20 protein-coding genes are annotated in these 24298 nt (G+C 71.5%); 10 read left to right on the top strand and 10 right to left on the bottom strand.

Features of this window, described 5'->3' with window-relative positions:
• Window positions 1-87 precede the first annotated feature (87 nt).
• Window positions 88-1335, top strand: coding sequence for an RNA polymerase sigma factor (locus FYC51_RS06635; RefSeq protein WP_148732820.1), 1248 nt, complete (start codon window positions 88-90; stop codon window positions 1333-1335).
• Here the strand turns inward: FYC51_RS06635 and FYC51_RS06630 are convergent.
• Both FYC51_RS06630 and FYC51_RS06625 read right to left on the bottom strand, forming a co-directional pair.
• Window positions 1285-2793: an MFS transporter gene (locus FYC51_RS06630; protein ID WP_148732819.1), complete on the bottom strand. Its 1509-nt coding sequence runs from the start codon at window positions 2791-2793 to the stop codon at window positions 1285-1287. The genes FYC51_RS06635 and FYC51_RS06630 overlap by 51 nt on opposite strands.
• A gap of 5 nt (window positions 2794-2798) precedes the next feature.
• A complete protein-coding gene (locus FYC51_RS06625) occupies window positions 2799-3221 on the bottom strand; it encodes a MarR family winged helix-turn-helix transcriptional regulator (RefSeq protein ID WP_148732818.1) in 423 nt (140 codons plus the stop codon).
• Window positions 3222-3334: 113 nt separating this feature from the next.
• Here FYC51_RS06625 and FYC51_RS06620 point away from each other — a divergent pair, with 113 nt between their 5' ends.
• Genes FYC51_RS06620 through FYC51_RS06610 form a run of 3 tightly spaced genes read left to right on the top strand, consistent with a single transcriptional unit; the run spans window position 3335 to window position 6929 of the window.
• Entirely contained in the window at window positions 3335-5164 is a 1830-nt protein-coding gene (locus FYC51_RS06620) for a circularly permuted type 2 ATP-grasp protein (protein WP_148732817.1), read from the top strand.
• A complete protein-coding gene (locus FYC51_RS06615; RefSeq protein ID WP_148732816.1) occupies window positions 5158-6087 on the top strand; it encodes an alpha-E domain-containing protein in 930 nt (309 codons plus the stop codon). The genes FYC51_RS06620 and FYC51_RS06615 overlap by 7 nt, the downstream gene beginning before the upstream one ends.
• Window positions 6084-6929 carry a transglutaminase family protein gene (locus FYC51_RS06610; RefSeq protein WP_148732815.1) on the top strand — a complete coding sequence of 282 codons (846 nt, stop codon included), beginning with the start codon at window positions 6084-6086 and terminating at the stop codon, window positions 6927-6929. Before FYC51_RS06615 ends, FYC51_RS06610 begins: the two co-directional genes overlap by 4 nt.
• A 77-nt stretch (window positions 6930-7006) precedes the next feature.
• Here the strand turns inward: FYC51_RS06610 and FYC51_RS06605 are convergent, their stop codons facing one another.
• The gene (locus FYC51_RS06605) at window positions 7007-10831 is read right to left on the bottom strand and encodes an NPCBM/NEW2 domain-containing protein (protein WP_222863212.1); all 3825 of its coding nucleotides are present in this window, start codon (window positions 10829-10831) and stop codon (window positions 7007-7009) included.
• Window positions 10832-11034: 203 nt separating this feature from the next.
• Here FYC51_RS06605 and FYC51_RS06600 point away from each other — a divergent pair, with 203 nt between their 5' ends.
• Window positions 11035-11883: an alpha/beta fold hydrolase gene (locus FYC51_RS06600; RefSeq protein ID WP_148732814.1), complete on the top strand. Its 849-nt coding sequence runs from the start codon at window positions 11035-11037 to the stop codon at window positions 11881-11883.
• Window positions 11884-11895: 12 nt separating this feature from the next.
• Here FYC51_RS06600 and FYC51_RS06595 read toward each other — a convergent pair whose 3' ends face one another.
• Window positions 11896-12537 carry a histidine phosphatase family protein gene (locus FYC51_RS06595; RefSeq protein ID WP_148732813.1) on the bottom strand — a complete coding sequence of 214 codons (642 nt, stop codon included), beginning with the start codon at window positions 12535-12537 and terminating at the stop codon, window positions 11896-11898.
• 99 nt (window positions 12538-12636) lie between these two features.
• Between FYC51_RS06595 and FYC51_RS06590 the strand changes: the two genes are divergently transcribed.
• Together FYC51_RS06590 and FYC51_RS06585 are read left to right on the top strand one after the other, a co-directional pair.
• Window positions 12637-13686, top strand: a complete 1050-nt coding sequence (locus tag FYC51_RS06590) for a lipoate-protein ligase LplAB (RefSeq protein ID WP_148732812.1) — start codon at window positions 12637-12639, stop codon at window positions 13684-13686.
• 138 nt (window positions 13687-13824) lie between these two features.
• Entirely contained in the window at window positions 13825-14148 is a 324-nt protein-coding gene (locus tag FYC51_RS06585; RefSeq protein ID WP_148732811.1) for a hypothetical protein, read from the top strand.
• Between the two features lie 9 nt (window positions 14149-14157).
• Here the strand turns inward: FYC51_RS06585 and FYC51_RS06580 are convergent, their stop codons facing one another.
• Both FYC51_RS06580 and FYC51_RS06575 read right to left on the bottom strand, forming a co-directional pair.
• Window positions 14158-14637, bottom strand: a complete 480-nt coding sequence (locus FYC51_RS06580) for a flavodoxin family protein (protein WP_238476246.1) — start codon at window positions 14635-14637, stop codon at window positions 14158-14160.
• A gap of 74 nt (window positions 14638-14711) precedes the next feature.
• On the bottom strand, window positions 14712-15314 hold the full coding sequence (locus FYC51_RS06575; RefSeq protein ID WP_148732810.1) for a TetR/AcrR family transcriptional regulator: 603 nt from the start codon (window positions 15312-15314) through the stop codon (window positions 14712-14714).
• Between the two features lie 91 nt (window positions 15315-15405).
• Here FYC51_RS06575 and FYC51_RS06570 point away from each other — a divergent pair, with 91 nt between their 5' ends.
• The 3 genes from FYC51_RS06570 (at window position 15406) to FYC51_RS06560 (ending at window position 19606) form a co-directional block, all read left to right on the top strand.
• Complete coding sequence (locus FYC51_RS06570; RefSeq protein WP_238476245.1) at window positions 15406-16902, top strand: APC family permease; 1497 nt, start codon at window positions 15406-15408, stop codon at window positions 16900-16902.
• Window positions 16899-18623 carry an amidohydrolase gene (locus FYC51_RS06565; protein WP_222863211.1) on the top strand — a complete coding sequence of 575 codons (1725 nt, stop codon included), beginning with the start codon at window positions 16899-16901 and terminating at the stop codon, window positions 18621-18623. Before FYC51_RS06570 ends, FYC51_RS06565 begins: the two co-directional genes overlap by 4 nt.
• An 89-nt stretch (window positions 18624-18712) precedes the next feature.
• Entirely contained in the window at window positions 18713-19606 is an 894-nt protein-coding gene (locus FYC51_RS06560) for a DNA-methyltransferase (protein ID WP_420797218.1), read from the top strand.
• A gap of 5 nt (window positions 19607-19611) precedes the next feature.
• Here the strand turns inward: FYC51_RS06560 and FYC51_RS06555 are convergent, their stop codons facing one another.
• From FYC51_RS06555 to FYC51_RS06540, 4 genes are all read right to left on the bottom strand, one after another.
• Window positions 19612-20637 (bottom strand): LacI family DNA-binding transcriptional regulator, encoded by a 1026-nt coding sequence (locus tag FYC51_RS06555; protein WP_148732808.1) that lies wholly within the window; start codon window positions 20635-20637, stop codon window positions 19612-19614.
• Window positions 20638-20717: 80 nt separating this feature from the next.
• Window positions 20718-22190: a GH1 family beta-glucosidase gene (locus FYC51_RS06550; RefSeq protein ID WP_148732807.1), complete on the bottom strand. Its 1473-nt coding sequence runs from the start codon at window positions 22188-22190 to the stop codon at window positions 20718-20720.
• On the bottom strand, window positions 22187-23098 hold the full coding sequence (locus FYC51_RS06545; RefSeq protein ID WP_148732806.1) for a carbohydrate ABC transporter permease: 912 nt from the start codon (window positions 23096-23098) through the stop codon (window positions 22187-22189). Before FYC51_RS06545 ends, FYC51_RS06550 begins: the two co-directional genes overlap by 4 nt.
• Window positions 23095-24231: a carbohydrate ABC transporter permease gene (locus FYC51_RS06540; protein ID WP_187432519.1), complete on the bottom strand. Its 1137-nt coding sequence runs from the start codon at window positions 24229-24231 to the stop codon at window positions 23095-23097. Before FYC51_RS06540 ends, FYC51_RS06545 begins: the two co-directional genes overlap by 4 nt.
• Between the last annotated feature and the right edge of the window lie 67 nt (window positions 24232-24298).

The following is a 24298-nucleotide window of genomic DNA, read 5'->3' as shown; positions in this document are numbered from 1 at the left end:
ACGCCGACCCGTCTACCCTGAGCATGTGTCGCCGTGCGAGTCAAGGGGGTCGCCACATCGCGGCCCGATCTCGGGCAGTCTGGGCTGATGGATTCGACGAGGGTCGAGGCGGCCATCACAAGGGTCCACCGGGAGGAGTGGGCGCGCGTCGTGGCGTCGCTGGCTCGCCGGTTCGGTGATCTCGACCTGGCCGAGGAGATGGCCGCCGAGGCCTTCGCGACCGCGGTCGAGCGGTGGCCGCGCGACGGCGTGCCGCCGAATCCCGGCGCCTGGATCACCACGACGGCCAACCACAAGGCGATCGATCGGCTGCGACGGGAGGCGCGCCGAGCCTCGAAGCAGCAGGAGGCGCTCCTGCTCCGCGACGACAGCCCGCCCGAGCCGGTCGGCGCGGTCGAGGACGACCGGCTCCGTCTGCTCTTCACCTGCTGCCACCCCTCGCTGTCGATGGAGGCACGCGTGGCGCTGACGCTGCGCATGGTCGGCGGCCTCACCGTGCCCGAGATCGCCCACGCGTTCCTGGTGCAGGAGACCACCATGGGCCAGCGCATCACCCGCGCGAAGGGCAAGATCACGGCCGCCCGGATCCCGTACCGGGTGCCCGAGGCCGAGGACCTGCCGGCCCGGGTCGCGAGCGTCCTGGCCGTGCTCTACCTCGTCTTCAACGAGGGATACCTCGCCTCGGGCGAGGCGTCCGATCCCGTGCGTCAGGACCTCACGTCCGAGGCCATCCGGATGACACGGCTGGTCCGTTCCCTGCTGCCCGACGACGGCGAGGTCGCCGGACTCCTCGCGGTCATGCTGCTCACCGAAGCGAGGGCCGCGGCGCGGGTCTCGGCGTCGGGCGAACTCGTAACGCTGGACGAGCAGGACCGAAGCACGTGGAACCGGGCCATGCTCGCCGAGGGCCTCGCCATCGTGCGCGAGCGCCTCGCCGTCGTCGCTCGGGGCGACGCGGTGCCCGGCCGCTACCAGGTGCTCGCCGCGATCAGCGCGGTGCACACGTCGGTGCCCGATGCGCGCGACACCGACTGGTCGCAGGTCGTCGCCCTCTACGACCAGCTGGCCGCGCTCGACCCGAGCCCGATCGTGACCCTGAACCGGGCGATCGCGGTCGCCGAGCTCGACGGCCCCGCGGCCGGCCTCGACGCGATCGATCGCCTCGGCGGGCCCCTCGACGGGTACCACGCCTTCCATGCAGCGCGCGGCGACCTGCTGCGGCGTCTCGAACGCACGGCCGACGCCCGCGCGGCCTACGACCGGGCGATCGAGCTGGCCGGCAACTCAGCCGAGCGGGCGTACCTCATCCGGCGCCGCGGACAGCTCGCGGAGTAGGGCCGGCGGATGCCGCGGGGCGGCGACGTGCCGCGACGGGTCGTGCTGCGACGACGCGTGGTTCGACGCCTCGCGCTCGGCGTGCGGATGCCGCGGCAGCGCGATCGGCGACGTGAGCGCCACCTGCTCGGAGAAGTCCTCGGGCACGGGCCGCGGCTCGGCGCGCACGACGTGCACGGGCCGCGTCGGGACGACCGCGATGGCCGCCGTCGGGGCATCCGCGAACTGCAGCACGGGCCGCCACCTGACCTGCGGATGCCGCGCCAGGTGCATGCCGCGGGCGAACACGAGCCAGCCCACGCCGATGAGCGCGGCGACGCCCGCGGCGATCGCGGCCACGCCGAGCGCCCAGCGCGGACCCCACTCCGCGGCGACGGCGCCCACGATGGGTGCGCCCACGGGCGTGCCGCCCACGAGGATCGCCATGTACAACGCCATGACCCGCCCACGGAGGTCGGGCTCGGTGGTCGTCTGCACGTAGCCGTTCGCGGTCGTGAGGATGGTCACCGCGCCGAAGCCGATGAGGATGGTCGAGGCGGCGAACGTCCAGAACGTGGGCATGAGCGCCGCGACCAGTGCGGCGACGCCGAAGAACCCCGACGCGAGGATGATCACGCGCATTCGCGCTCGCTCGCGCCGGGCGGCGAGCAGCGCTCCCGTGAGCGAGCCGATCGCGATGATCGAGTTGAGGAGGCCGTACTCGCCGGCGCCGCGCCCGAACTCGACCGCCATGGTCGACGAGAAGATCGGGAAGTTCATGCCGAACGCGCCGATGATGAAGACGATCACGAACACGATCACGAGGTCGGGACGGCCGGCGACGTAGCGGAACCCGGCGACGAACTGGCCAGGAGAGCTCGCCCGCGGCATCCGTCGCAGCTTCATGTCGCGCAGCAGCCGGAGTGCGACGAGCACCGCGAGGAACGTCGCGGCGTTGATGACGAAGACCCAGCCCGAGCCGACGAGCACGATGAGCAGGCCCGCGACGGCCGGGCCGATCATGCGCGCCGCGTTGAACGACGCCGAGTTGAGCGCGACCGCGTTGGACATGTCGGAGCCCGAGACGAGGTCGGCGACGAAGGTCTGGCGCGCCGGGGTGTCGACCGCGTTGACGATGCCGAGCGCGAGGGCGAAGCCGTAGAGGTGCCAGAGCTCCGCGTGGCCGAGGATGAGCAGGAGCCCGAGCGCCAGGCCGAGGAGCATGAGGCAGCTCTGGGTGACCATGAGGATCCTGCGCCGCTCGAACCGGTCGGCGATGAGGCCGGTGATGGGCACGAGCAGGAGCTGCGGGGCGAACTGCAGTGCCATGGTGATGCCCACGGCGAGCGCGTCGTTCGCGGTGAGCTCGGTGAGGACCACCCAGTTCTGGGCGGTGGCCTGCATCCAGGCGCCGATGTTGGAGACGAGTGCGCCGACGAACCAGATTCGGTAGTCGGCGCTGGCGAGGGATCGGAACATGGCACTCACAGGGTGGCGAGTCCTCCCATCAGCTCTGCGGCACGGGCGAGCACCTCGCGGTCCTCCCGGGAGAGTTCGCGGAGGCGGGTGGTGAGCCACGCGTCGCGCTTGGAGATGGTCTCCTTCACGACGACGCGGCCCGCCTCGGTGAGGGCGATGTTGACCTTGCGACGGTCGACGTCGTCGGCCACCCGGGTCAGGTGGCCGCCCTCCTCGAGGCAGTTGACGGTGCGGTTCATGGACGGCGCCGAGACGCGCTCGCGCTCGGCCAGCTGGCCGAGCGTCTGGGTGCCGTTGCGGTACAGGTTGCCGAGCACCGCGATCTGGCCGTCGGAGAGGGCCTCGTCGGACTTCTCGGCGCGGATCCTCCGGCTCAGCCGGAAGGTCGCCAGGCGCAGCTCGCTGCTCTGCTCTGCGATCGTGGCCATGGATCCTTAGCCTAGCTCATTAGCCTTGCTAATCAAAGTCGGCGGGCGAGCGGATGCCGCGCCCGTCGCGTGTCGGAAACATCCCGGTAATCGTCTGGTGGAAGCCTTCCGTCATGGGAACGCTCTTCGACGGCTACACCGCGACCCGCGCGGAACGGGCCCGGAAGCGCGCGACGCAGCCGTGGGACGAGATGTTCCCCGCCGAGGCGGCCGACGTGCGCGAGCCCTACCGCGAGCTCTACCCGGCGCTCGCCGCCATGACGCAGGAGGAGCTCCGCGGCCGCACCGAGGCCCTCGCGACCTCCTACCTCGCGCAGGGTGTCACGTTCGACTTCGCGGGCGAGGAGCGGCCCTTCCCGCTCGACGCCGTGCCGCGCGTCATCGCGGCATCCGACTGGAACATGGTCGAGGCCGGCGTCGCCCAGCGGGTGCGCGCGCTCGAGCGGTTCCTCGCCGACGTGTACGGACCGCAGCTCGCGGTGCGCGACGGCGTGATCCCGGCCGCGCTCATCAGCTCGTCGACGCACTACCACCGGCAGGCGGCCGGCATCGAGAGCGCCAACGGCGTGCGCATCCAGGTCTCGGGCATCGACGTCATCCGCGACGAACAGGGCGCGTGGCGGGTGCTCGAGGACAACGTCCGCGTGCCGAGCGGCGTGAGCTACGTCATCTCGAACCGAAGGGTCATGGCGCAGACGCTGCCCGAGCTGTTCACGTCGATGCGCGTGCGACCGGTCGGCGACTACCCGAACCGGCTGCTGCAGGCGCTGCGCGCGAGCGCGCCCGAGGGCGTCGACGACCCGACCGTGGTCGTGCTCACGCCGGGCGTCTACAACTCGGCGTACTACGAGCACACGCTGCTCGCGCGGCTCATGGGCGTCGAGCTCGTCGAGGGACGCGACCTGTTCTGCTCGGGCGGGCGTGTCTGGATGCGGACGACGGCCGGCCCGACGCGCGTCGACGTGATCTACCGCCGGGTCGACGACGAGTTCCTCGACCCGCAGCAGTTCCGTCCCGACTCGGTGCTCGGTGCGCCGGGCCTCATGCTCGCGGCGCGCCTCGGCCACGTGACCATCGCGAACGCCGTGGGCAACGGCGTCGCCGACGACAAACTCGTCTACACCTACGTGCCCGACCTCATCCGCTACTTCCTCGGCGAGGATCCCATCCTCCCGAACGTCGACACCTGGCGGCTCGAGGAGCCCGAGGCGCTCGCCGAGGTGCTCGACCGCCTCGACGAACTCGTCGTGAAGCCCGTCGACGGCTCGGGCGGCAAGGGCCTCGTCGTCGGTCCGGATGCCTCGCGCGACGAGCTCTCAGACCTGCGCGCCCGGCTCCTCGCCGACCCCCGCGGCTGGATCGCGCAGCCCGTCGTGCAGCTCTCGACGATCCCGACCCTCGTGGAGGACGGCATGCGCCCGCGGCACGCCGACCTGCGCCCGTTCGCGGTGAACGACGGCGAGGACGTGTGGGTGCTGCCAGGCGGCCTCACCCGCGTCGCGCTGCCCGAGGGGCAGCTCGTCGTGAACTCGAGCCAGGGCGGCGGCTCCAAGGACACGTGGGTGCTCGACGACACCACGATCACCGGTCCGATCGCGGGGCTCGTGCCGGCACGGCATTCGCCCGGCTCGGTCGTCGCCGACCAGGCGACGGCGACCGCCGCTCGGCCGCCGACCGGGTCGACGCCCGTCGTCGAGGCCGAGCGGGCCGCCCCGCACCGCAGTCATCGCCCCGAGGCATCCCCGCAGGACGAGGACGCCCCGGTGCGCCAACAGCAGCAACAGCAACAACAGCAACAGTCCGGTGGTCGAGTAGCGCCGACGCGCAGCGGCGACGCGTATCGAGACCCGGTGACGCGCGCTGGGTCGCCGCGTCTCGATACGCGTCCGGCTGCGCCGGGCGCTACTCGACGAGCGGAAGGGACGGAGGTGCCCCGATGCTGAGCCGCATCGCCGAATCCCTCTTCTGGATCGGCCGCTACATCGAGCGCAGCGACGGCACCGCGCGCATCCTCGACGTGCACCTGCAGCTGCTCCTCGAGGACCCGTGGATCGACGAGGACACCGCCTGCCGTTCCCTGCTCTCGGTCATGGGCTCCGAGGCCGAGCCGGGCGCGAGCCTCACGCGCGACGACGTCATCACGCTCCTCGCGGTCGACCGCACGCACCCCGCCTCGATCGCGCACTCCATCGCCGCCGCCCGCGAGAACGCCCGCCGGGCCCGCGAGATCGTCTCGACCGAGCTGTGGGAGGCCCTCAACCAGACGAACGCACGGATGCCGCGACGCGTCGCCCACGACAAGACGCACGAGTTCTTCCGCTGGGTCCGCGACCGTTCGGCGCTCGCGATCGGCGTCGTCGACTCCGCGACGAGCCGCGACGAGGCGTGGCAGTTCTTCTCGCTCGGACGCTCGATCGAGCGCGCCGACATGACCGCGCGCCTGCTCGCGACCCGATCGCTGACCGAGGCGAGCGGCCCGAGCTGGACCACGATCCTCCGCAGCTGCGGCGGCTACGAGGCGTACCTCCGGAGCTACCGCGGGGTGCCGTCGACGCAGTCGGCGGCGGAGTTCCTGCTGCTCGACCGGCTGTTCCCGCGCTCGATCATCTCGAGCGTCATCCGCGCCGAGGATTCGCTCCGCGAGATCGACCCGAGGGCAGGCCGCGTCGGCGTCACCGACCAGGCCCGGCGCCTGCTCGGCCAGATCCGGTCGGAGTTCGAGTACCGCCCGATCGCCGAGATCCTCACCGACCTGCCGGGCAACATGGAGCACGTGCAGGAGGTCGTCTCGGGCGCGAGCGAGGCGATCCGGCAGCGGTACTTCCCCGCGAGCGTCGCGCCGGTCTGGATCGGGGAGGTCTCGTGAGCCGCATCCGCATCGTGCACCGCACGGGCTTCACCTACGAGGAGCCGGCGACCGCGTCGTACAACGAGGCGCGCATGCTGCCGCACTCGGGCGGCGAGCAGTTCGTGCTGCAGGCGGGCCTCGACATCCGCCCCGGCGCGACGCAGCACTCCTACCTCGACTACTGGGGCACGCGCGTGTCGACGTTCGAGGTGCTCACGCCGCACCGCGAGCTGTCGGTCACCGCCACGAGCCTCGTCGAGGTGCGACCGTCGCCGGTGCCGCGGTCGGAGCTGTCGTGGGACGAGCTCGAGGTCGCGGCCGGATCGACCGTCGGGCTCGTCGAGGCGTCGTCGTTCTCGGATGCCACGGCCCCGCCGCCCGAGGTCGTCGAGCTCGCGCGCGACATCCGGGCGGAGGGCGCGCCCGTCGGCGAGACCGCGCTCGAGATCAGCCGCGCCGTCGGCGGCGCGATGGAGTACATGCGCGGCGTCACGGGCGTGCACTCCACCGGAGCCGAGGCGTGGGCCGAGCGCAAGGGCGTGTGCCAGGACATCGCGCACGTCGCGCTCGGCGCGCTCCGGTCGGTCGGCATCCCGGCCCGCTACGTCTCGGGCTACCTGCACCCCGACCCCGACGCCGACCTCGGGCAGACCGTGGTCGGCGAGTCGCACGCCTGGGTCGAGTGGTTCGCGGGGGAGTGGCGTGGCTACGACCCCACCAACCTCAAGGAGGTCGGCGAGCTGCACGTGCTCGTCGGCCGCGGCCGCGACTACAGCGACGTCACGCCGTTGCGGGGCGTGTACGCCGGCCCCGGGGCATCCGAGCTGTTCGTCTCGGTCGAGGTCACCCGCGTCGCCTGACCGCGAGCGCGACCCCGGGCAGACGGAGGGCCCGCCCCGCCGACGGCGGGACGGGCCCTGCGATCACCGGCGTCGGGTCACTCGCACGTGAACCGGGCGTCGCCCCAGATGCCGTGCGCGCCGTTGATGCTGCCGGGCGCCTCGACCACGAGGTCGACGTACTGCACGCCCGTCAGGTCGACGTTCACCGACTCCGGCGCGAACCCGGGAGTGAAGGTGCGCGACTGGTACCGGTTCGCCCCGTCGGCGTCGACCTTGAAGATCACGTTCCCGCCGAAGCCGGACTCGAGCCCGACCTGCGCCGTGAACGCCTGGCACTCGCCGCCGACGTAGTAGGTGATCTTCGATGCCGCGTGCACGCCCAGGCCCTTCGCGTACACCGGCGACTGGCCGGTGGCCGGGTCGGTGTAGTTGACCTTCAGCGGCAGGTCGGGCGAGTTCGCCGCGTCCTTGTTCGCGACGTCCTTGCCGATGACGCCCCAGCCGTTCGTTGCGCTGATCCACGGCAGGTCGGACGCCCAGGCGGACGCCGTCGGCGCGGGCGGCAGCGGCTGCGACACGACCTGCCAGTCGAAGAACTTCGCCCGGCCCTCGGTGGGCAGCGTCACCGACGCGAGCTCCTTCGACGGGATGAGCCGCACGAGGTTCGAGAACGCCTGGTAGTCGTACTGCGAGTACTCGTAGACGTTCGGGTTCGAGGCGCTGTTCCGTCCCTTCGAGCTGACCGCGACCTTCGCCCCGCCGAGGTTCGACGCGAACACCCAGTTCGGGAAGAACACGGGCTGCTTCGTCACGGTCCCGTCGGCGTAGGTGAGCGTGAGCTCGGGACTCACCCCGCCGCCCGCCGCCGCCGAGCCGAGGATCGCGAGGTGCGTGCCCTGGCCGCGCACGGCGATCGTCTGGGCGCCGAGCGCCACGGAGTTCGGCGCTCCGACCGGCTCGGGCCAGCGGTAGGAGACGGCGGTGTCGCCCGACCCGACCGTCACGGTGCCGCCCGGAACCACGCCCGCCTGCTCGAGCGCGGCCTTCGAGAAGGATGCCCCGCCGCCGTCGAAGTCGCCCGCGCCGGCGGTGGCGACATCCGTGATCGACACCGTGTCGAACGCGCCCTGCAGCGAGCCGAAGGCGACGTAGAGCTGGTTCGTGCCCGACACCTCGCGCTGCTGCCTCGAGCCCGACGTGTAGCCCGCGACCACGGTGACCGTCTGGGCATCGGCGGCCGCGGCATCCGTCACATCGAACACGAACTCGGCCGTGACGGACTCGCCCTTCTTCACTGTGGCGGCACGATCGCCCGCCGCCGAGACCAGGGTCCAGCCCTCGGGCGCGACCGGCGTCAGTACGACATCGTCCTTCGCCTTCGTGCCGGTGTTCGTGAAGGTCGCGGTGACCGTGGTCTGCTCCCCCTGGAACACGCGGTCTGCGAGCGCGACCTCGACGGATGCCGCGGCGGCGTCGGCGTCCTGGCCGCCCACCGCGCTCGTGTCGGTGAGCACCAGGCGTGCGGATGCCTCGGACCCGATCGAGCCCGTCGCGACGACGACCACGCCGCCGGTCGCGTCGGGGAGCCAGGCCCATCCGGCGTCGCCGTCGAGCGAGTTCGCGTCGTCGACGCGCTGGAGGGTCGTCGAGCCGAGCTTCACGGTGTTCGGCTCGGAGCCGGTGTGCACTTCCACCCGGTAGGCCCGGGCGTCGGCCTTGCCGTCGTAGTCGCCGTCGCGCTCGCCGATGCCGATCTTCACGGTGCCGGTCTTCCCGGCCTTCGGCGCCTCGACCGTGAACTCCTGCCGGCTCGACTCGCCGTCGGCGTAGCCGCGGGTGACCTCGTCGTCCTCGTAGAGCGTGAACGCCGAGTCGCCCTGCGGGTACACCGAGAGCGTGACGGGGGAGTCCTCGGGCACGAGTGACGCGTTGCGCGCGACGATGCCCTGGGGCACTACCGCGCCCGCGCGCACGAACACCGGGAGGCGGTCGAGCGGCGCGGGGTGTCCGTTCAGCACGGTGCCGCCCTCGTGCACCTGTCCGGTCCAGAAGTCGACCCACTGGTCTCCCGCGGGCAGGTAGATGCCGTTGCGCACGTCGGTGTCGCTGAAGACCGGCGCCACGAGGAAGTCCTCACCCAGCAGGAACTCGTTGTTCGCCTCGACGCTGTAGGCGCCGGGATCGGTCGGGTACTCGAGCGCAACCGATCGCATCATCGGCAGGCCCGTGCGGTGCGACTCCTCGGCGAGCGTGTAGATGTAGGGCATGAGCCGCTGCCGCAGCTGCAGGTAGGAGCGATTGATCTCGGTCGCCTCGTCGCCGTAGAGCCACGGCCGCTTGTCGGTGCGCGCCCAGCCGCTCATCGAGTACAGCGCCGGCGCGAACGCCTTCCACTGCAGGTCGCGGACGTAGCTCTCGGCGGAGCCGCCGAAGATGCCGTCGACGTCGCCGGTCGTGAACGGGAGCCCCGAGTTGCCGGCGCCCGTCAGCGCGGAGACCTGCCACCGCACGGCGTCGAGGTTGCCCGTGTGGTCGCCCGTCCACTGCATGCCGCAGCGCTGGGATCCCGCCCAGCCCTCGACCATGAGCGACGTGCCGCGCGCGTCGGAGTACTGCTCGATGCCGTCGTGGGCGGCCTCGCAGCCGGTGAGGGCCTGGCGGTAGCCGGAGCCGACCCAGGCGACGTCGAGCTTGCGCAGGCGGACGCCCGCCTCGCCGACCTCGTACTCCTGGTTCGTGAGCGAGCGCTGCGTCCAGAGGCCGACCTTCAGGCCGGTCTGCTCCTCGATCGAGTCCACGGTGGCGGGGAGCTCCTGGTACTCGCAGCCGTAGCCGTCGTTCACGAGCATCCAGCCGGCGGGCATGTCGTGCTCGACGAACTGCTTCGCGACGTTCAGCGACTGCGGCGTGCGCTGCTTCGTGTTCTCGGGGTCGCCGAAGCCCGAGGAGCTGTAGGTCGGGCTCGAGCGGTTGTAGCAGTCGGCGTCGCCGTACTCGAGGGCGTAGACCGGCGGCATCATGGGCCGACCCGTGAGCTGGGTGTAGGACTCGAGCGCCTGGCCGTAGTCGCCCACGAAGTAGTACGCGTCGAACCGCCGCTCCTCGTGCGTCGTCGTGCCCGTGGCGAAGTCGTAGCTGCCCCTGGCGAAGGTGTTGCGGAGCACGCCGTACCCGTTCGACGACATGTAGTACGGCACGGCGTTCGGGTAGCCGTCGTCATCCCAGTCGAAGTTGCGGGCGATGTTGATCGTGGCGCCCGTGTGCACCGAGCGTCCGTTCTGCATGCCGCCGCCGAGGAACTGCTCGCCGTCGCCGAGCGCGAGGTGCTGGGTCGCCGATGCCGCGCCGAACGTGATCGGGGCCGACTCGGCGAAGACGACCGAGCCGTCGGGTCGCACCGCACGGAACGCGCCGGTCGCCCGGTCGACCTCGACGGCGACCGCCTCCGTTGCGATCCGGATCGTGTCGCCCTCGGCGACGGTCACGTCGGTGCCGTCGAACGTGTCTCGCCCGACGACGATGTCCGCGGTGCGCGCGGGGTCGTCCTGCGGGGTGTTCGCCGGGTCGGTGAACGCGCCGCTCGGATCGGCCTCGATCCGGAACGTCCCGCCCTCGAGGAACGTCACGCGCGCCGCTCCGTGCTCGGCCGACAGCGTCACCTGACCGCCGTCCTGCGTCACCGCGGTGATGGCGCCGAGCGTGGCGCCCGCGGCATCCACGGGCACCTCGGGGTTCACCTTCTCGACCGGGATCGGGGTCGGCGCGGCGGTGGCCACCGCCGGCGCGGCAGTGGTCGTGCTCGTCTCGCTCGCCGCGAACGCCGGTGCGACGCCGACGCCGGTGGCCGCCAGGAGGGCGGCGAGGCCGATCCCGCAGGTCCTCGCGACGAGGCCCCTGCGGGGTGTCCGGTGATGGATCATCTTCTCTCACTTTCCACGTTGAACTGATCGAATGTGATTTGAAACCCAGCAAAACAGTCACATAGAATCAGTTTGGTTTCACCGCAGTCAAGGAATTCCGCGGATCTCGATGAGCGAATCCGTGCGAGCCCCGCGGTGTCTGCGGCGCGCCCGCGCACGTGCCCGCAGCGTCTCAGGCGTGCCGCGCCTGACATGATGTCGGCATGCCGACGTTCACCGACGCGCACGGGGTCCGGATCCACTACGAGTCCTGGCGGGTGCCCGAGGCCAACGCCGTGATCCAGCTCGCGCACGGGATCGGCGAGCACATCGGCCGCTACGGCGCGCTGATCCAGGCGCTGAACGCGGCGGGGTACTCGGTGTGGGCCGACGACCACCGCGGCCACGGGCAGACCGGCTTCGAGCAGCACGGCGGCGACCTGAGGCGCATGGGGCGGCCCGGGCCCGGCGGCATGGGCGCCGCGATCGCCGGCGTCGAGCGCTTCGGCGAGGTGATCCGCGACGCCGAGGGCGGCGACGTCCCGCTCGTGCTGCTCGGCCACTCGTGGGGATCGTTCATGTCGCAGCACGTGGTGAACCGGCATCCCGACCGCTACGACGCGGTCGTGCTCAGTGGCACCGCGTGGCTGCAGCTCGGGTTCACCAACACCGGCGACCTGAACAAGAGGTTCGCTCGTCCGGGCGGCACCCCGGTCGAGTGGCTGAGCCGCGACCCGCAGGTCGCACAGGACTTCATGCGCGACCCCTACACGACCCACCGCACGCTGCAGCAGCTCTTCGGGTGGCCGCAGTCGTTCTCGCTCATCACCCGGCCGTCGAAGCGGATCCCGAGCGAGCTGCCGCTGCTCGTCCTGGTCGGCTCCGACGACCCCGTGGCCGGGGAGCGCAGCGCGAAGGCCCTCCTGAAGGACTTCGTGCGGCGGGCGCAGCTCGTCGACGCGACGCTCATCGTCTACGAGGGCGCACGGCACGAGGTGTTCAACGAGATCAACCGCGAGGAGGTCCGCGAGGACCTCATCCGCTGGCTCGACGAGCGGTTCGCGGTCGACTGAACCCGACGCTCGTCAGTGCGCCTGCGCGGGCGGCACGTCGAACCCGAGCAGGCGAATGCGCGGGTGGTGCGTCGCCCGCGACTCGGTGGCCCACGGATACTCGATCGTCGTCAGGTGGCAGTTGCCGAGCACGGGCAGCAAGTCGCGGTATCCGTCGGGGTCCATGCCCGCGAGCTCGCAGAACAGCAGCCGGATGAGGGTCGCGTGGCCGACGATGAGCACCCGGCCGTCGGGGAACTCGCGGTGGAGGTCGTCGAACACGGGGAGCGCACGCGCGATGCCCGCACGTCCGCTCTCGCCGCCGGGCAGGGGATTCGTCGCGGGCGCCGTGCGGAACGCCGCCCAGTCCTCGGGGTGCCGTTCGGCGATCTCGTCGGGCGTGAGGCCCTCGGCCACGCCGAAGTCGATCTCGACGAGCCGCTCGTCGATGCGCAGCTCCAGGCCGGTCGTCTCGACCGCCGGGGCCGCGGATCGCTTCGCCCGGCTGAGCGGCGAGGCGACGATCGCATCGAGCTGCGCGTCGGCCGCCCAGGCGCCGAGCGCGGCGGCCTGCCCGAGCCCGTGGCGCGTCAGCGCGACATCCGAGTTGCCCGCGTAGCGATGCTCGGCGTGCCACACGGTCTCGCCGTGCCGGGCGAGGAAGAACGTGGTCATGGCGGCACGCTAGCAGTGCCGGACCCGGCCCGCGTGGGCCGCTCTCGCCGTGGGCGAAACCCGCTCGACGAACCCCGCGGCATCCGTAGGCTGTAGCCCATGCACGGTGAGTACAAGGTGCCCGGTGGCAAGCTCGTGGTCGTCGACTTCGACGTCGTCGACGGCGTCATCCGCAATCCCCGCGTGGCGGGCGACTTCTTCCTCGAGCCCGACGAGGCGCTCGCCGACATCGACGCGGCGCTCGAGGGGCTGCCCGCGGCATCCGATGCCAAGCAGCTCTCGGCCGCGATCACCGCGGGCCTTCGTCCCGGCGCGGTGATGCTCGGCTTCTCGGCCGACGCGGTCGCCGTGGCGGTGCGTCGTGCGATGACGGATGCCACGAGCTGGGCGAACTACGAGTGGGAGATCGTGCACGAGCCCGCCGTGCCGCCGCGGCTGCACCTCGCCCTCGACGAGGTGCTGGCGACGCGCGTCGGCGAGGGCCGCCGCAAGCCGACGCTGCGCTTCTGGGAGTGGGACGAGTCGGCCGTGGTGATCGGCAGCTTCCAGTCGGTGAGGAACGAGGTCGACCCCGAGGGCGCCGAGCGCTACGGCTTCGACGTCGTGCGCCGCATCTCGGGGGGCGGCGCCATGATGATGGAGCGCGGCAACGTCGTGACGTACTCGCTCTACGTGCCCTCGGAGCTCGTGCAGGGGATGAGCTTCGCCGACTCCTACGCGTTCCTCGACGACTGGGTGCTGCAGGGCCTGCGCGCGATCGGCATCGAGGCGACGTACCAGCCGCTCAACGACATCGCGAGCCCGCTCGGCAAGATCGGCGGCGCCGCGCAGAAGCGCCTCGGCTCGGGCGGCGTGCTGCATCACGTGACCATGGCGTACGACCTCGACAACGAGAAGATGCTCGAGGTGCTGCGCATCGGCCGCGAGAAGATCAGCGACAAGGGCATCGCGTCGGCGGCCAAGCGCGTCGACCCGCTGCGCTCGCAGACGGGCCTCAGCCGCGGCGCGATCATCGAGAGCCTGAAGCAGACGTTCACCGACCTCTATGGCGCGACGCGCGGGCAGGTCGCCGACGACGAGCGCGCCGAGGCCGAGGCCCTCGTCGAGTCGAAGTTCTCGACGCGGGAGTGGCTCTACCGGGTTCCCTGACCCGGCATCTGCTCCTCATCGTTTCTCAGGAGCCGGACCCCGGATTCGAGCCGTTCTCAGGAGGATTCGGAGCGTCGGCGGCCCCGCGGGTGCGGAACTCCTGAAGAGTGCTCAGCGAACGCCCGCTAGAATCGCCGGGTGGATTGGTGGATCTGGGTCGGCATCGCCCTGCTCGTCGTGGCCTTCGGCGTGCTCGCCGTGCGGCTCGGCTGGATCGACCTCTCCGACAAGACCCGCCGCGGCGGTGGCGGTGGCGGTGGCATCATGATGATCGGCGACGAGGTGTTCGCACCGCGCAAGCACGAGGCCGCGGTCGAGCTCGATCGCCAGAGCCGGCTCCCCGCGCCCGCGCCCCTGCCGGGCGACGGCGACAAGGGTATCGCGTTCGCCGCGAACGACGCCGACGACGACGATCCCGACCGGTTCCGCGGTCGCATCCGCCTCGACATCGACCACCGCTGAGCCGGCGACTCAACCTGCGAAGGCCGCCGCGAGCTCACGCCCCCAGCGCTCGGCCCGCGCCGTCTCGCCGTCGGCGAGCGGACCCGAGTAGCCGTGCACGCCGAACGTCTCGGGCTTCGCGATGGGCTGCATCCCGCGGCGCACGAGGTGCTTGATCGCCTTCTTCGCGGCCGAGCCGGGGAGTCGCGGTGACACCGTGCGAGTGTCGAACGTCGCGACGCGCGGCGGCTGCGTCGGCGTGGCGAGCCCGTCGAGCCACTCGCGGATGCCGCGGATCGGGACCTCCTCGGCCCCCTGCTCCTTCGCCGACTTGCGGGTCGCGGGCGTCGACATCGTGAACGCATGGGTCGGACCCCCGACCACGACCAGGTCGACGTCGTCGGGGATGCGGTCGGGCGCGGCATCCGTGCCCAGTACTTCGACGTCGCCGCCGATGCCCGTCGCGATCGCGCGACCGATGGCCTCGGTGTTGCCGAAGATGGATTCCACCACGATGAGCGTGCGCACAGCGACCACCCCCGCTCCGCAACCTACGCCGAGCGCGGCCCGATGGGAAGGTCCGATCAGCTGCTCGTCGGGCAGCCGAGGTCGCCCGCGACCGCGCGCATGGCCGCGGCTGCGGCGTCGACCGTCATGAGCGCGTTGCCGCCCACGATGTGCAGCCCGTACGCGTCCTCGAGGGCGACGAAGGTCATCGCGAGCTCGTCGTCCTCGAGGCGCGGTGAGAAGACGCCCGCCTCGCGGCCGGCCGCGAGGATCCCGCGGTACGTCGCGAGCTGCCGCAGGTACATGGTCTGCACGAGTTCGTCGTGCAGTGCGGAGTTGCCGGCGAGCACGTCGAACTCGTAGAGCAGGCTCATGAGCGCGTCGTCGGGTCCGCTCGGAAGTCCCGCGTCGATCGCGGCGCCCAGCCGATCGCGGGGATCGTCGATCGTGGCGACGAGCCGGTCGCGGTCGTCGCAGAACCGCTCGACGCCGGCCGAGTGCGCCTCGACGAGGAGCGCGTCGAGGTCCTCGTAGTAGTAGAGGATCGCGCCCCGCGTGAGCCCGGCCTGCTCCGCGACATCCGTGAGCGAGAGCGACCGCAGTCCGTGCGCGCGTCCTGCCGCGTACGTCGCCTCGATGAGGGCCGCGCGCCGCGCCTCCTGCCGCTTCGGTCGAGCCATGCGGTTGACACTACTGGACGCTCGTGCCAGACTCGGCGCATTCTTTGACGCAAGTGTCAAAGAATCCCCGATCACCTGGAAGAGGCCGATGATGTCCCCTCAGACCCCACCCGGCGCGGCGGCCGCCGCCCTCGACACCGCTGCCACCACCACGCACGGCGCGCACCTCTCGCGATCGCTCGGCGTGGGCGGCAACGTCCTCATCACGCTCTCGGGCATCTCGCCCGCCTCCAGCGTGTTCATCCTCGGCGGCGCCGCGCTCGCCGGCTACGGCACCGGCGTGTTCTGGGGCTTCCTGCTCGCCGGCGTCATCAGCGTCCTCATCGCGTTCTGCTACGCCGAGCTCGCGTCGCGGCATCCGATCGCCGGCGGCGACTACTCGCTCGTCAGCCGGGTGCTCGGACCCGCGGCCGGCGCGGCCGTGTTCTTCATCGGCCTCGTGAGCCTGCCGCTCATCGTCGCGATCTTCGCGCTCGGGGTCGCCGACTACCTCGGCGTCGCCATCGCGGGACTCGACCCGCTGGGGACGGCCCTCATCGTCATCGCGCTGGCCGTCGTGACCGCGTGCTTCAACATCCGCACGAACGCCTGGGTCACGGGCGCCTTCCTCTTCGTCGAGATCGCCGCGCTGGCCCTGCTCGCGCTGCTCGGCTTCGTGCACGTCGAGCGGCCGATCACCGAGCTGCTCGACCCGCAGGCGCTCGATGCCGCGACGGGTGGACTCGCGCCGCTCGGCATCGCCGGCCTCGTGCTCGCGGTCACGCAGGGGATCTTCTCGTACAACGGCTACGGCGGTGCGGTGTACTTCGCCGAGGAGACGAAGGACGCGCGCCGCGCCATCGCGAAGGCCGTGCTCTGGAGCGCGGGCATCACGGTGCTCGCCGAGCTCGTGCCGCTCACGGCGATCCTCATGGGCGCCGACTCGCTCGAGGACCTCTTCGGCGCCGCCCTGCCGGTCGAGTCGTTCCTCTCGGCGAGTGCGGGTGAAGCGGTCTCGGTCGTCGTGCTCATCGCGATCGCACTCGCCATCGTCAACGCGATCATCGCGATCGCCCTGCAGTCGGGCCGCCTCCTGTTCGCGGCGGCCCGCGACCGGGCGATGCCCGACGCGATCGCGCGTCCGCTCGCGGTGGTGTCGGCGCGCACGAAGATGCCCGTCGCCGCCACGATCGTCATGGGCGTGCTCGCGCTCGCCGCGTGCTTCATCCCGTTCGACGTGCTGCTCAACGCCACGGGCTCGACGCTCGCGTTCAGCTACGGGTTCATCGCGCTCGCCGCGTTCGCCGTGCGGCGCACGAGGGCGACGGAGGCCGCGGCATCCGCGGACGCGGTCAGCCCGACCGCCGCGGCATCCGCAGCTGCGAACGGCTACCGGATGCCGCTCTGGCCCCTGCCGCCGGCGATCGCCCTGCTCGCGATCGGGGCCATCTTCGTGATCGGCATCCTCGACCCCGCCCAGTGGCTGAGCCTCGGCATCGCGTTCGGCATCGTCGGCGCCGGATTCGCGTACTACGCGCTGTACCTGCGCCGCAGCCCCGCCGCGCTTCACCTGCTGCACGGCGACGACGACGAGGAGTTCTCTGCATGATGCTCGACACGCTGATCACCGACGCCCGCGTGCGCACGTTCGATCCCGCGGCGCCCTGGGCCGAGGCCGTCGGCATCGTCGACGACCGCATCGCCTACGTCGGGCCGTCGGCGGATGCCCCGAACGCGCGCCGCCGCATCGAGGCCGACGGCCGGCTGGTGACTCCCGGCATCATCGACAGCCACAACCACCTGCTGCTGGGCTTCGACGAGGACGCCGTGTCGCTCGAGGGCGCCCACGACCTCGCCGAGGTGCGCCGCCGCATCGCCGGGTTCGCGGCCCGGCGGCCCGACCTCGACTGGATCTGCGCCGAGAACGCCGTCTACTCGATCGTCGACGGCCGGCGTCCGAACGCGGCCGACCTCGACGGGCTCGACGCGCCCGGGCGACCGATCTTCGTCACGACGTACGACCAGCACTCGGTCTGGCTCAACCGGGCCGCCCTGCGGGCGCTCGGCGTGGCCGACGGCGGCGACCTCGCCTGGGGACGTGCCGAGCGCGACCCCGTCACGGGCGAGCCGACGGGCTGGGTGACCGACTTCTACACGAGTGCCATGACCGTCGCCGGGCTCGCGGCGCTCCAGCGCGACATCCCGATGTACTCGCCCGAGCGCCGCTACCGCAAGCTGCGCTCGAGCATGCGCATGGCGACCGCGCTCGGCATCACGACCGTCGTCGAGCCGCAGGTGCCGCTGGCCGAGCTGCCGCTCTTCGAGCGCGCGCTCGCCGAGGGCGCCCTCACGTCGCGGGTGATCACCGCGCTGTTCCATCCGGTGGGGGCGGATGCCGCGTTCCGCCGCCGGCTGCGCGACGCGGTCGACCGGGCGAACGAGGCTCCGGATGCCGCGGGGCTGCTGCGCCTCGGCCCGCTGAAGCTCTACGCCGACGACGTGATCGAGCCGCACACCGCCCTCATGCTCGAGGACTACGCGAACCGTCCCGGCGTGCGCGGACGACCGAGCTACCCCGACCGCGAGCTCGTCGGCGTCATCGGCGAGCTCGACCGGATGGGCTTCCAGACCCACACCCACGCGACGGGGGACGGCGGCATCCGCCTCGCCCTCGACGCGATCGAGCACGCCGCACGCGTCAACGGCACGCGCGACCGCCGGCACGGCATCGTGCACGTCGAGTGCCTGCACCCCGACGACCTTCCGCGGTTCCGCGCGCTCGGCGTGACCGCCGCGATGCAGCCTCGGCACTGCTCGCCCGACCTCGTGGCCGGCACGTGGATGGAGAACGTCGGCGAGGAGCGCTGGAGCCGGGCATGGCGATTCGACAGCCTGCTGCGCTCGGGCGCGACCGTCGCGTTCTCGAGCGACTGGCAGGTGGGCGAGATGGACCCGCTCGTCGGCCTCTACTCGGCGGCGACCCGCGCAGGGCTCGACGGGAGCGACGCGTGGACCGCCGACGAGCGCGTCGGCCTCGATCGTGCGCTCGAGGCGTACACCCTGCACGGCGCACGGGCGTGGCACCTGGAGGCGTCGCGTGGGTGGCTCGGGCCCGGAATGGACGCCGACCTCGTGGTGTGGTCGGACGACCTCTCCCGGCACGAGCACGATCCCGCGGGGCTGCTCGGGGAGCACGCCGAGGTCACCGTCGTGGGCGGTCGAGTCGTGCACTCGGCGGGCGCGGTCGCGGAGGCGGTCGGGGCGCCCGCGGCCGAGGATCCGGTGGCGGTCGGGGGCGGTGCCGCGGACGCGAGGGTGCACGTGCACTGAGGGGGCCGGCTCAGGGGTCTCGATACGCGTCCGACTCCGTCGGGCGCTACTCGACCACCGGAGGCGGGGTCGCTGGCAGACTGGTGGCCGTGGCATCCGACGACCCAGACCGCATCATCCACGCGGACAACCTCGCGGTGCTGCCGTCGCTGCCCGACGGGTACTTCACGCTCGTCTACCTCGATCCGCCCTTCAACACCGGCCGGTCGCAGGCGCGGCAGTCCACCCGCCACGTGCGGGTGACGGGGTCGGATGCCGCGCCGCCCGCGGCATCCGGAACCATCACCGGCTTCGCCGGCAAGCGGTACGAGCGCATCCGCGGCGACCTGCTGCGCTACGACGACCGGTTCGACGACTACTGGGGGTTCCTCGAGCCGCGGCTCGCCGAGGCGTGGCGGCTGCTCGCCGACGACGGCACGCTCTACCTGCACCTCGACTACCGCGAGGCGCACTACGCGAAGGTGCTGCTCGACGCGCTGTTCGGACGGGAGTGCTTCCTCAACGAGATCGTGTGGGCGTACGACTACGGCGCCAAGGCGAAGCGCCGCTGGCCGACGAAGCACGACACGATCCTGGTGTACGTGAAGGACCCCGACCGCTACTGGTTCGACTCGACCGCGGTCGACCGCGAGCCGTACATGGCGCCGGGGCTCGTGACGCCCGAGAAGGCCGAGCTCGGCAAGCTGCCCACCGACGTGTGGTGGCACACGATCGTGTCGCCGACCGGCAGGGAGAAGACGGGCTACCCGACGCAGAAGCCCGAGGGGATCCTGCGGCGCATCGTGCAGGCCTCGACTCGCGAGGGCGACTGGGTGCTCGACTTCTTCGCCGGATCGGGCACGACGGGCGCGGTCGCCGCGACCCTCGGCCGACGCTTCGTGCTCGTCGACGAGAACCCCGAGGCGATCGACGTCATGCGCGCGCGCTTCGCGGGCATCGCGGGCGTGCGCTTCGAGGTGGGCGTGCCCGCCTCGGCCGGCTGAGCGAGCTACGCGGACGCGCGCTTCACGAGGTGCGTCGGCATGATGTTGCGGTGCGGCACGTCGGGGTCGCCCGCGAGGTGCCGCAGCAGCAGGTCGGCCATCTCGAAGCCCATCTGCTCCGACGGCTGGTGCACGGTCGTCAGAGGCATCGGGCCCGAGAGCGCCGCCGGGCTGTCGTCGAAGCCGACCACCGCGATGTCGTCGGGCACCGAGCGGCCGCGCTCGGCGATTGCGGCGAACGCGCCCGTCGCCATGAGGTCGCTCGCGACGAAGAGGCCGTCGAGGTCGGGGAACCGATCGAGCAGGCGACGGGTCGCCTCCATCGCGCCGGCCGCGGTGAAGTCGGCCACCTCGTACGCATCCGACGGCATGCCCGCGGCATCCATCGCCCGACGGTAGCCCTCGAGCCGGTCGACGCCTGCGGGCATGTCGAGCGGACCCGAGACCGTGCCGATGCGTCGCCGGCCGATGTCGACGAGGTGCGACGTGCCGGTCGCCCCGCCCTCGACGTTGTCGACGTCGACGAAGATGTGGTCGCCCGCCTGCGACGGGCGTCCGCCGAACACGAGGGGCAGCGCCAGCCCGGCCTCCCGCTGCAGGTCGTCGCCCTCGTGGTGGGAGATGACGAGCGCGCCGTCGACGACGCCTGAGCGCAGGTAGCGCAGCGTCTTGTGGCTCGGATCCGTCGACGCGACGAGCAGGTTGAGCAGGAACTCGCTCTCGTCGAGCCGCCGCGTGATGCCCTGCACGATCGCCGCGAAGTACGGGTCGCCGAAGAACATGGTGGTGTCCTCGGGCACGATCAGCGCGATCGCCCCCGACGTGCGGCTCGCGAGCGAGCGCGCAGCCCGGTTGGGCACGTAGTTGAGCTTCGCGATCGCCGCGTTCACGGCGGTGACGACGTCGGGGCTGACCTTGGGGGAGCCGTTCACGACCCGGCTGACGGTCGCACGGGAGACATTGGCCTCGCGCGCGACCTCTTCGAGGGTCGGCGCGGTGGGTCGCGTCTTGATGCCACCACCCCCCTGCATGTCACTCAGTCTATTTCCGTGGTGCGGCTTCCGCGCCGGGCTTGCGACGCGGGTCGCAGTCGATTCGGGCGGATGCCGCGTCAGCGACCCGGCAGCGCCCGGTCGCGGATGATCGCCGAGTACGCCAGCCCGCTGTCCTTCACCGTGCGCACCTGCGTGTCGTAGTCGACCCGCACCAGCCCGAATCGCTTGTCGTAGCCCCAGGCCCACTCGAAGTTGTCGAGCAGCGACCAGTAGAAGTAGCCGTGCACGGGGGCGCCCTCCTCGATCGCGTCGAGGATCGCCCCGAGGTGGCCGCGCAGGAACTCCGCGCGCTCCTCGTCGTGCACCGCGCCGTCGGCCGCGACGACGTCGTCGTAGGCGGCGCCGTTCTCGGTGACGTAGAGCTTCACGCCCGCGGCATCCGCGTACTCGCGATGCACGCGCACGAGCAGCTCGCGCAGGCCGTCGGGCTCGACCTCCCAGTCCATCGCCGTGGTCGGCAGGCCCTGGGGGTGCCAGTGCACGCCGTCGGCGGCCGGGAACGGCGAGCGGGTCGGCCGGTCGGTCGGCGCGCTGCCCTGCAGCTCGATGGGTGCGGGACGGGCGCTGACGTGCTCGCCGTGGTAGTAGTTCACGCCCAGCGTGTCGATCGGCGTCGAGATGACCTCGAGGTCGCCCGGACGCACGACGGCGTCGAGTCCGAGCGGGCCGACGTCGGCGAGCAGGTCGTCGGCGTACGCCCCGCGGAAGATCGGGTCGAGGAAGAAGCGGTTGAACTGCCCGTCGATGCGCCGGGCCGCGTCGACGTCGCCGGCATCCGACGGGTCCACCGGATGCACCGGGGCGAGGTTGAGCGTGATGCCGAGCTCGAGGCCGGGGTCGCGCTCGCGCAGCGCCTGCACCGCGAGCCCGTGGGCGAGCAGCAGGTGGTGGCCCGCCGCGAGGCCGGCCGCGACATCCTGCCGGCCCGGTGCGTGCGCGCCGCCCGTGTAGCTGAGGAACGACGAGCACCAGGGCTCGTTGAGCGTGGTCCACACGTCGACCCGGTCGCCGAGTGCGTCGTGCATCGAGAGCGCGTAGTCGCGGAACAGCTCCGCGGTGTCGCGGTTCGCCCAGCCGCCGCGCTCCTCGAGCGCCTGCGGAAGGTCCCAGTGGTAGAGCGTGAGCCACGGCTTGATGCCCGCGCCGAGCAGCTCGTCGACGAGGCGCGAGTAGAAGTCGACGCCAGTCGGGTTCACCGGTCCGCCGTCGGGCCGCACCCGCGCCCACGAGGTCGAGAACCGGTACGTCTGCAGGCCGAGGTCCCGCATCAGGGCGACGTCCTGCGGCATCCGGTGGTAGTGGTCGCACGCGACGTCGCCGGTGTCGCCGTCGATCACGGCACCCGGCACGCGGCAGAACGCGTCCCAGATCGACGCCGTGCGACCGCCCTCGAAGGCGGCGCCCTCGATCTGGAAGGCCGCGGTCGCGGCGCCGAACAGGAAGTCGGCCGGGAAGGGTCGTGCGGGGGCGATGGTGGAGGTGGCCAGGTCGGTCACGTGGGTGCGGTCCTCTCGGAGGTCGATGGTCATCCCTTCACGGCTCCCGCCATGATGCCGCTCACGAGCTGCTTGCCCGCGAACACGAACAGGATGAGGAGGGGGATGGTCGACAGCAGCACGCCGGCGAGCACGATCGAGTAGTCGACGAAGTAGTTCGACTGCAGGAGCGAGAGCGCGACGGGCAGGGTCGGGTCGTTGCGGTCGAGCACGATGAACGGCCAGAAGAAGTTGTTCCAGGCCGAGACGAACGTGAACAGCCCGAGCATCGCGGCGGCGGGCCGCGCGGCGGGCAGGCCCACCGTGAGGAACGTGCGGAACGAGCTCGCGCCGTCGACGCGCGCCGCCTCGATGAGCTCGTCGGGCACCGCCTGCTGCAGGTACTGGGTCATCCAGAACACGCCGAACGCACTGGTCAGCGCCGGGATGATGATCGCCCCGATGTTCCCCGTCCAACCGAGGTCGCTGAACAGGATGTACAGCGGCACGACGCCGAGCTGCGTCGGCACGGCCATCGTGGCGACCACGAAGACGAGCAGCCACTTCGAGCCGCGGAAGCGGAGCTTCGCGAACGCCCAGCCGGCGAGCGTCGAGAAGAAGACGACGGATGCCGCGATGAGCGCCGAGCTGTAGACGGAGTTCCACAGCGCGCGCCAGAAGTTCACGGCCGGGTCGTTGATGACGGATGCCGCGTTCTCGAGGAAGTTGCCCCCGGGCAGCCACGACATGTTCGGATCGCGGATCGTCGAGGCATCCCCGGAGCCGATCAGGAACGACCAGTAGAAGGGGAAGATCGCTGCGCCGAGCACGATCACGAGGCTCGTGTAGACGAACCAGCCGGGGCGGGAGCCCTGCACCCGGCGGGGACGGCGACGCCGGGTCGAGGCGTTCGGGATGCCCTCCTCGACGACGGCGAGGGGTGCGGGGTTCAGGACGCTCATCGTGCGGCCTCCGGGGTGTCGGTGGTGGGAGCCGGGGCATCCGCGAGCGTGCCCGAGGAGGTGGCGCGGCGCAGGTCGCGCCGGGCCGCGCGGGCGGCGGCGCGCTGCTCGCGGCGGCCGAGGCTGCCACGAGCGCCCTCGTCGCGCACCACCCGCTGCGTGACGAGCAGGTTGATGATGCCGATGGCCAGGATGATGAGGAACAGGATCCACGCGAGGGCTGCGGCGCGGCCGAAGTTCCACTGGCCCCAGCCGATGTCGTAGAGGTACAGCGTGATGGTCAGCCACTGCGAGTCGGCGCCGCCCGTGCCGTACTGGTCGTACATGCGCGGCTCGTCGAAGATCTGCAGGCCGCCGATGGTCGACGTGATGATCACGAAGATGAGCGTGGGGCGCAGGCTCGGAACGGTGATCGCGAAGAACTGGCGCAGCTTCGAGGCGCCGTCGATCGCCGCGGCCTCGTAGTAATCGCGCGGGATCGCCTGCATCGCCGCGAGCAGGATGAGGGTGTTGTAACCCGTCCAGCGGAAGTTCACCATCGTCGCGATGGCGACGTGGCTGGCGAAGGCGTCGCTGTGCCACATGATCGGCGGGATCCCGAGGTCGGCGAGGGTCGTGTTCACGAGGCCGTACTTGTCGCCGAACATGTTGCTGAAGATGAGGGCCACTGCGACGGGTGCCATGACGTAGGGGAGGAGCACGCCCATGCGCCAGAACGTCTTCGCGCGGATGTTCTGGTCGAGCATGGCGGCGATGAAGATCGCGAGGATCAGCTGCGGCACGCTCGAGAGCAGGAAGATGCTGAACGTGTTGCGCAGGGCGATCCAGAACTTCGGCTGCGTGAGCACGTAGACGTACTGCTCGAAGCCGATGAACTCGCCGGAGTTCCGCACCAGGTCCCAGTCCATGAAGGAGATGACCGCGGTGTACGCGATGGGGAACAGGCCGACGACGATGAAGAGGATGAAGAACGGCGAGACGTAGAGGTACGGCGACAGCTTCAGGTCCCACCGGCTGAGCCGGTGCCCGAACGCGATGCGTCGCGGTTCGCGTCGGGGCCGATCGGGCCGAGCCGGGTCGGGGCGGCTCGGGGAGGACGGCGGGGCCGTCGCGTTCGTTGCAGTCGTGGTCACGGTCGTTCCTTGCGTTCCGGTCGGGTGCGAGGGGCGTGGCGGGCCGGGACGTGCCCGACCCGCCACG

The organism is Agromyces mariniharenae, from assembly GCF_008122505.1.
GTDB lineage: Bacteria > Actinomycetota > Actinomycetes > Actinomycetales > Microbacteriaceae > Agromyces > Agromyces mariniharenae.
Note: the sequence above shows the minus strand (reverse complement) of the source record. Positions and strands in the feature narration are given on the sequence as shown.

Bases quoted from the DNA above. Each gene is read 5' to 3' on its own strand.
- FYC51_RS06590 (WP_148732812.1), top strand. From the start codon at position 12,637: ATGCACGGTGAGTACAAGGTGCCCGGTGGCAAGCTCGTGGTCGTCGAC.
- FYC51_RS06545 (WP_148732806.1), bottom strand. From the start codon at position 23,098: ATGAGCGTCCTGAACCCCGCACCCCTCGCCGTCGTCGAGGAGGGCATC.
- FYC51_RS06600 (WP_148732814.1), top strand. From the start codon at position 11,035: ATGCCGACGTTCACCGACGCGCACGGGGTCCGGATCCACTACGAGTCC.
- FYC51_RS06620 (WP_148732817.1), top strand. From the start codon at position 3,335: ATGGGAACGCTCTTCGACGGCTACACCGCGACCCGCGCGGAACGGGCC.
- FYC51_RS06570 (WP_238476245.1), top strand. From the start codon at position 15,406: ATGTCCCCTCAGACCCCACCCGGCGCGGCGGCCGCCGCCCTCGACACC.
- FYC51_RS06630 (WP_148732819.1), bottom strand. From the start codon at position 2,793: ATGTTCCGATCCCTCGCCAGCGCCGACTACCGAATCTGGTTCGTCGGC.
- FYC51_RS06565 (WP_222863211.1), top strand. From the start codon at position 16,899: ATGATGCTCGACACGCTGATCACCGACGCCCGCGTGCGCACGTTCGAT.
- FYC51_RS06555 (WP_148732808.1), bottom strand. From the start codon at position 20,637: ATGCAGGGGGGTGGTGGCATCAAGACGCGACCCACCGCGCCGACCCTC.
- FYC51_RS06550 (WP_148732807.1), bottom strand. From the start codon at position 22,190: ATGACCATCGACCTCCGAGAGGACCGCACCCACGTGACCGACCTGGCC.
- FYC51_RS06575 (WP_148732810.1), bottom strand. From the start codon at position 15,314: ATGGCTCGACCGAAGCGGCAGGAGGCGCGGCGCGCGGCCCTCATCGAG.
- FYC51_RS06615 (WP_148732816.1), top strand. From the start codon at position 5,158: ATGCTGAGCCGCATCGCCGAATCCCTCTTCTGGATCGGCCGCTACATC.
- FYC51_RS06625 (WP_148732818.1), bottom strand. From the start codon at position 3,221: ATGGCCACGATCGCAGAGCAGAGCAGCGAGCTGCGCCTGGCGACCTTC.
- FYC51_RS06605 (WP_222863212.1), bottom strand. From the start codon at position 10,831: ATGATCCATCACCGGACACCCCGCAGGGGCCTCGTCGCGAGGACCTGC.
- FYC51_RS06595 (WP_148732813.1), bottom strand. From the start codon at position 12,537: ATGACCACGTTCTTCCTCGCCCGGCACGGCGAGACCGTGTGGCACGCC.
- FYC51_RS06635 (WP_148732820.1), top strand. From the start codon at position 88: ATGGATTCGACGAGGGTCGAGGCGGCCATCACAAGGGTCCACCGGGAG.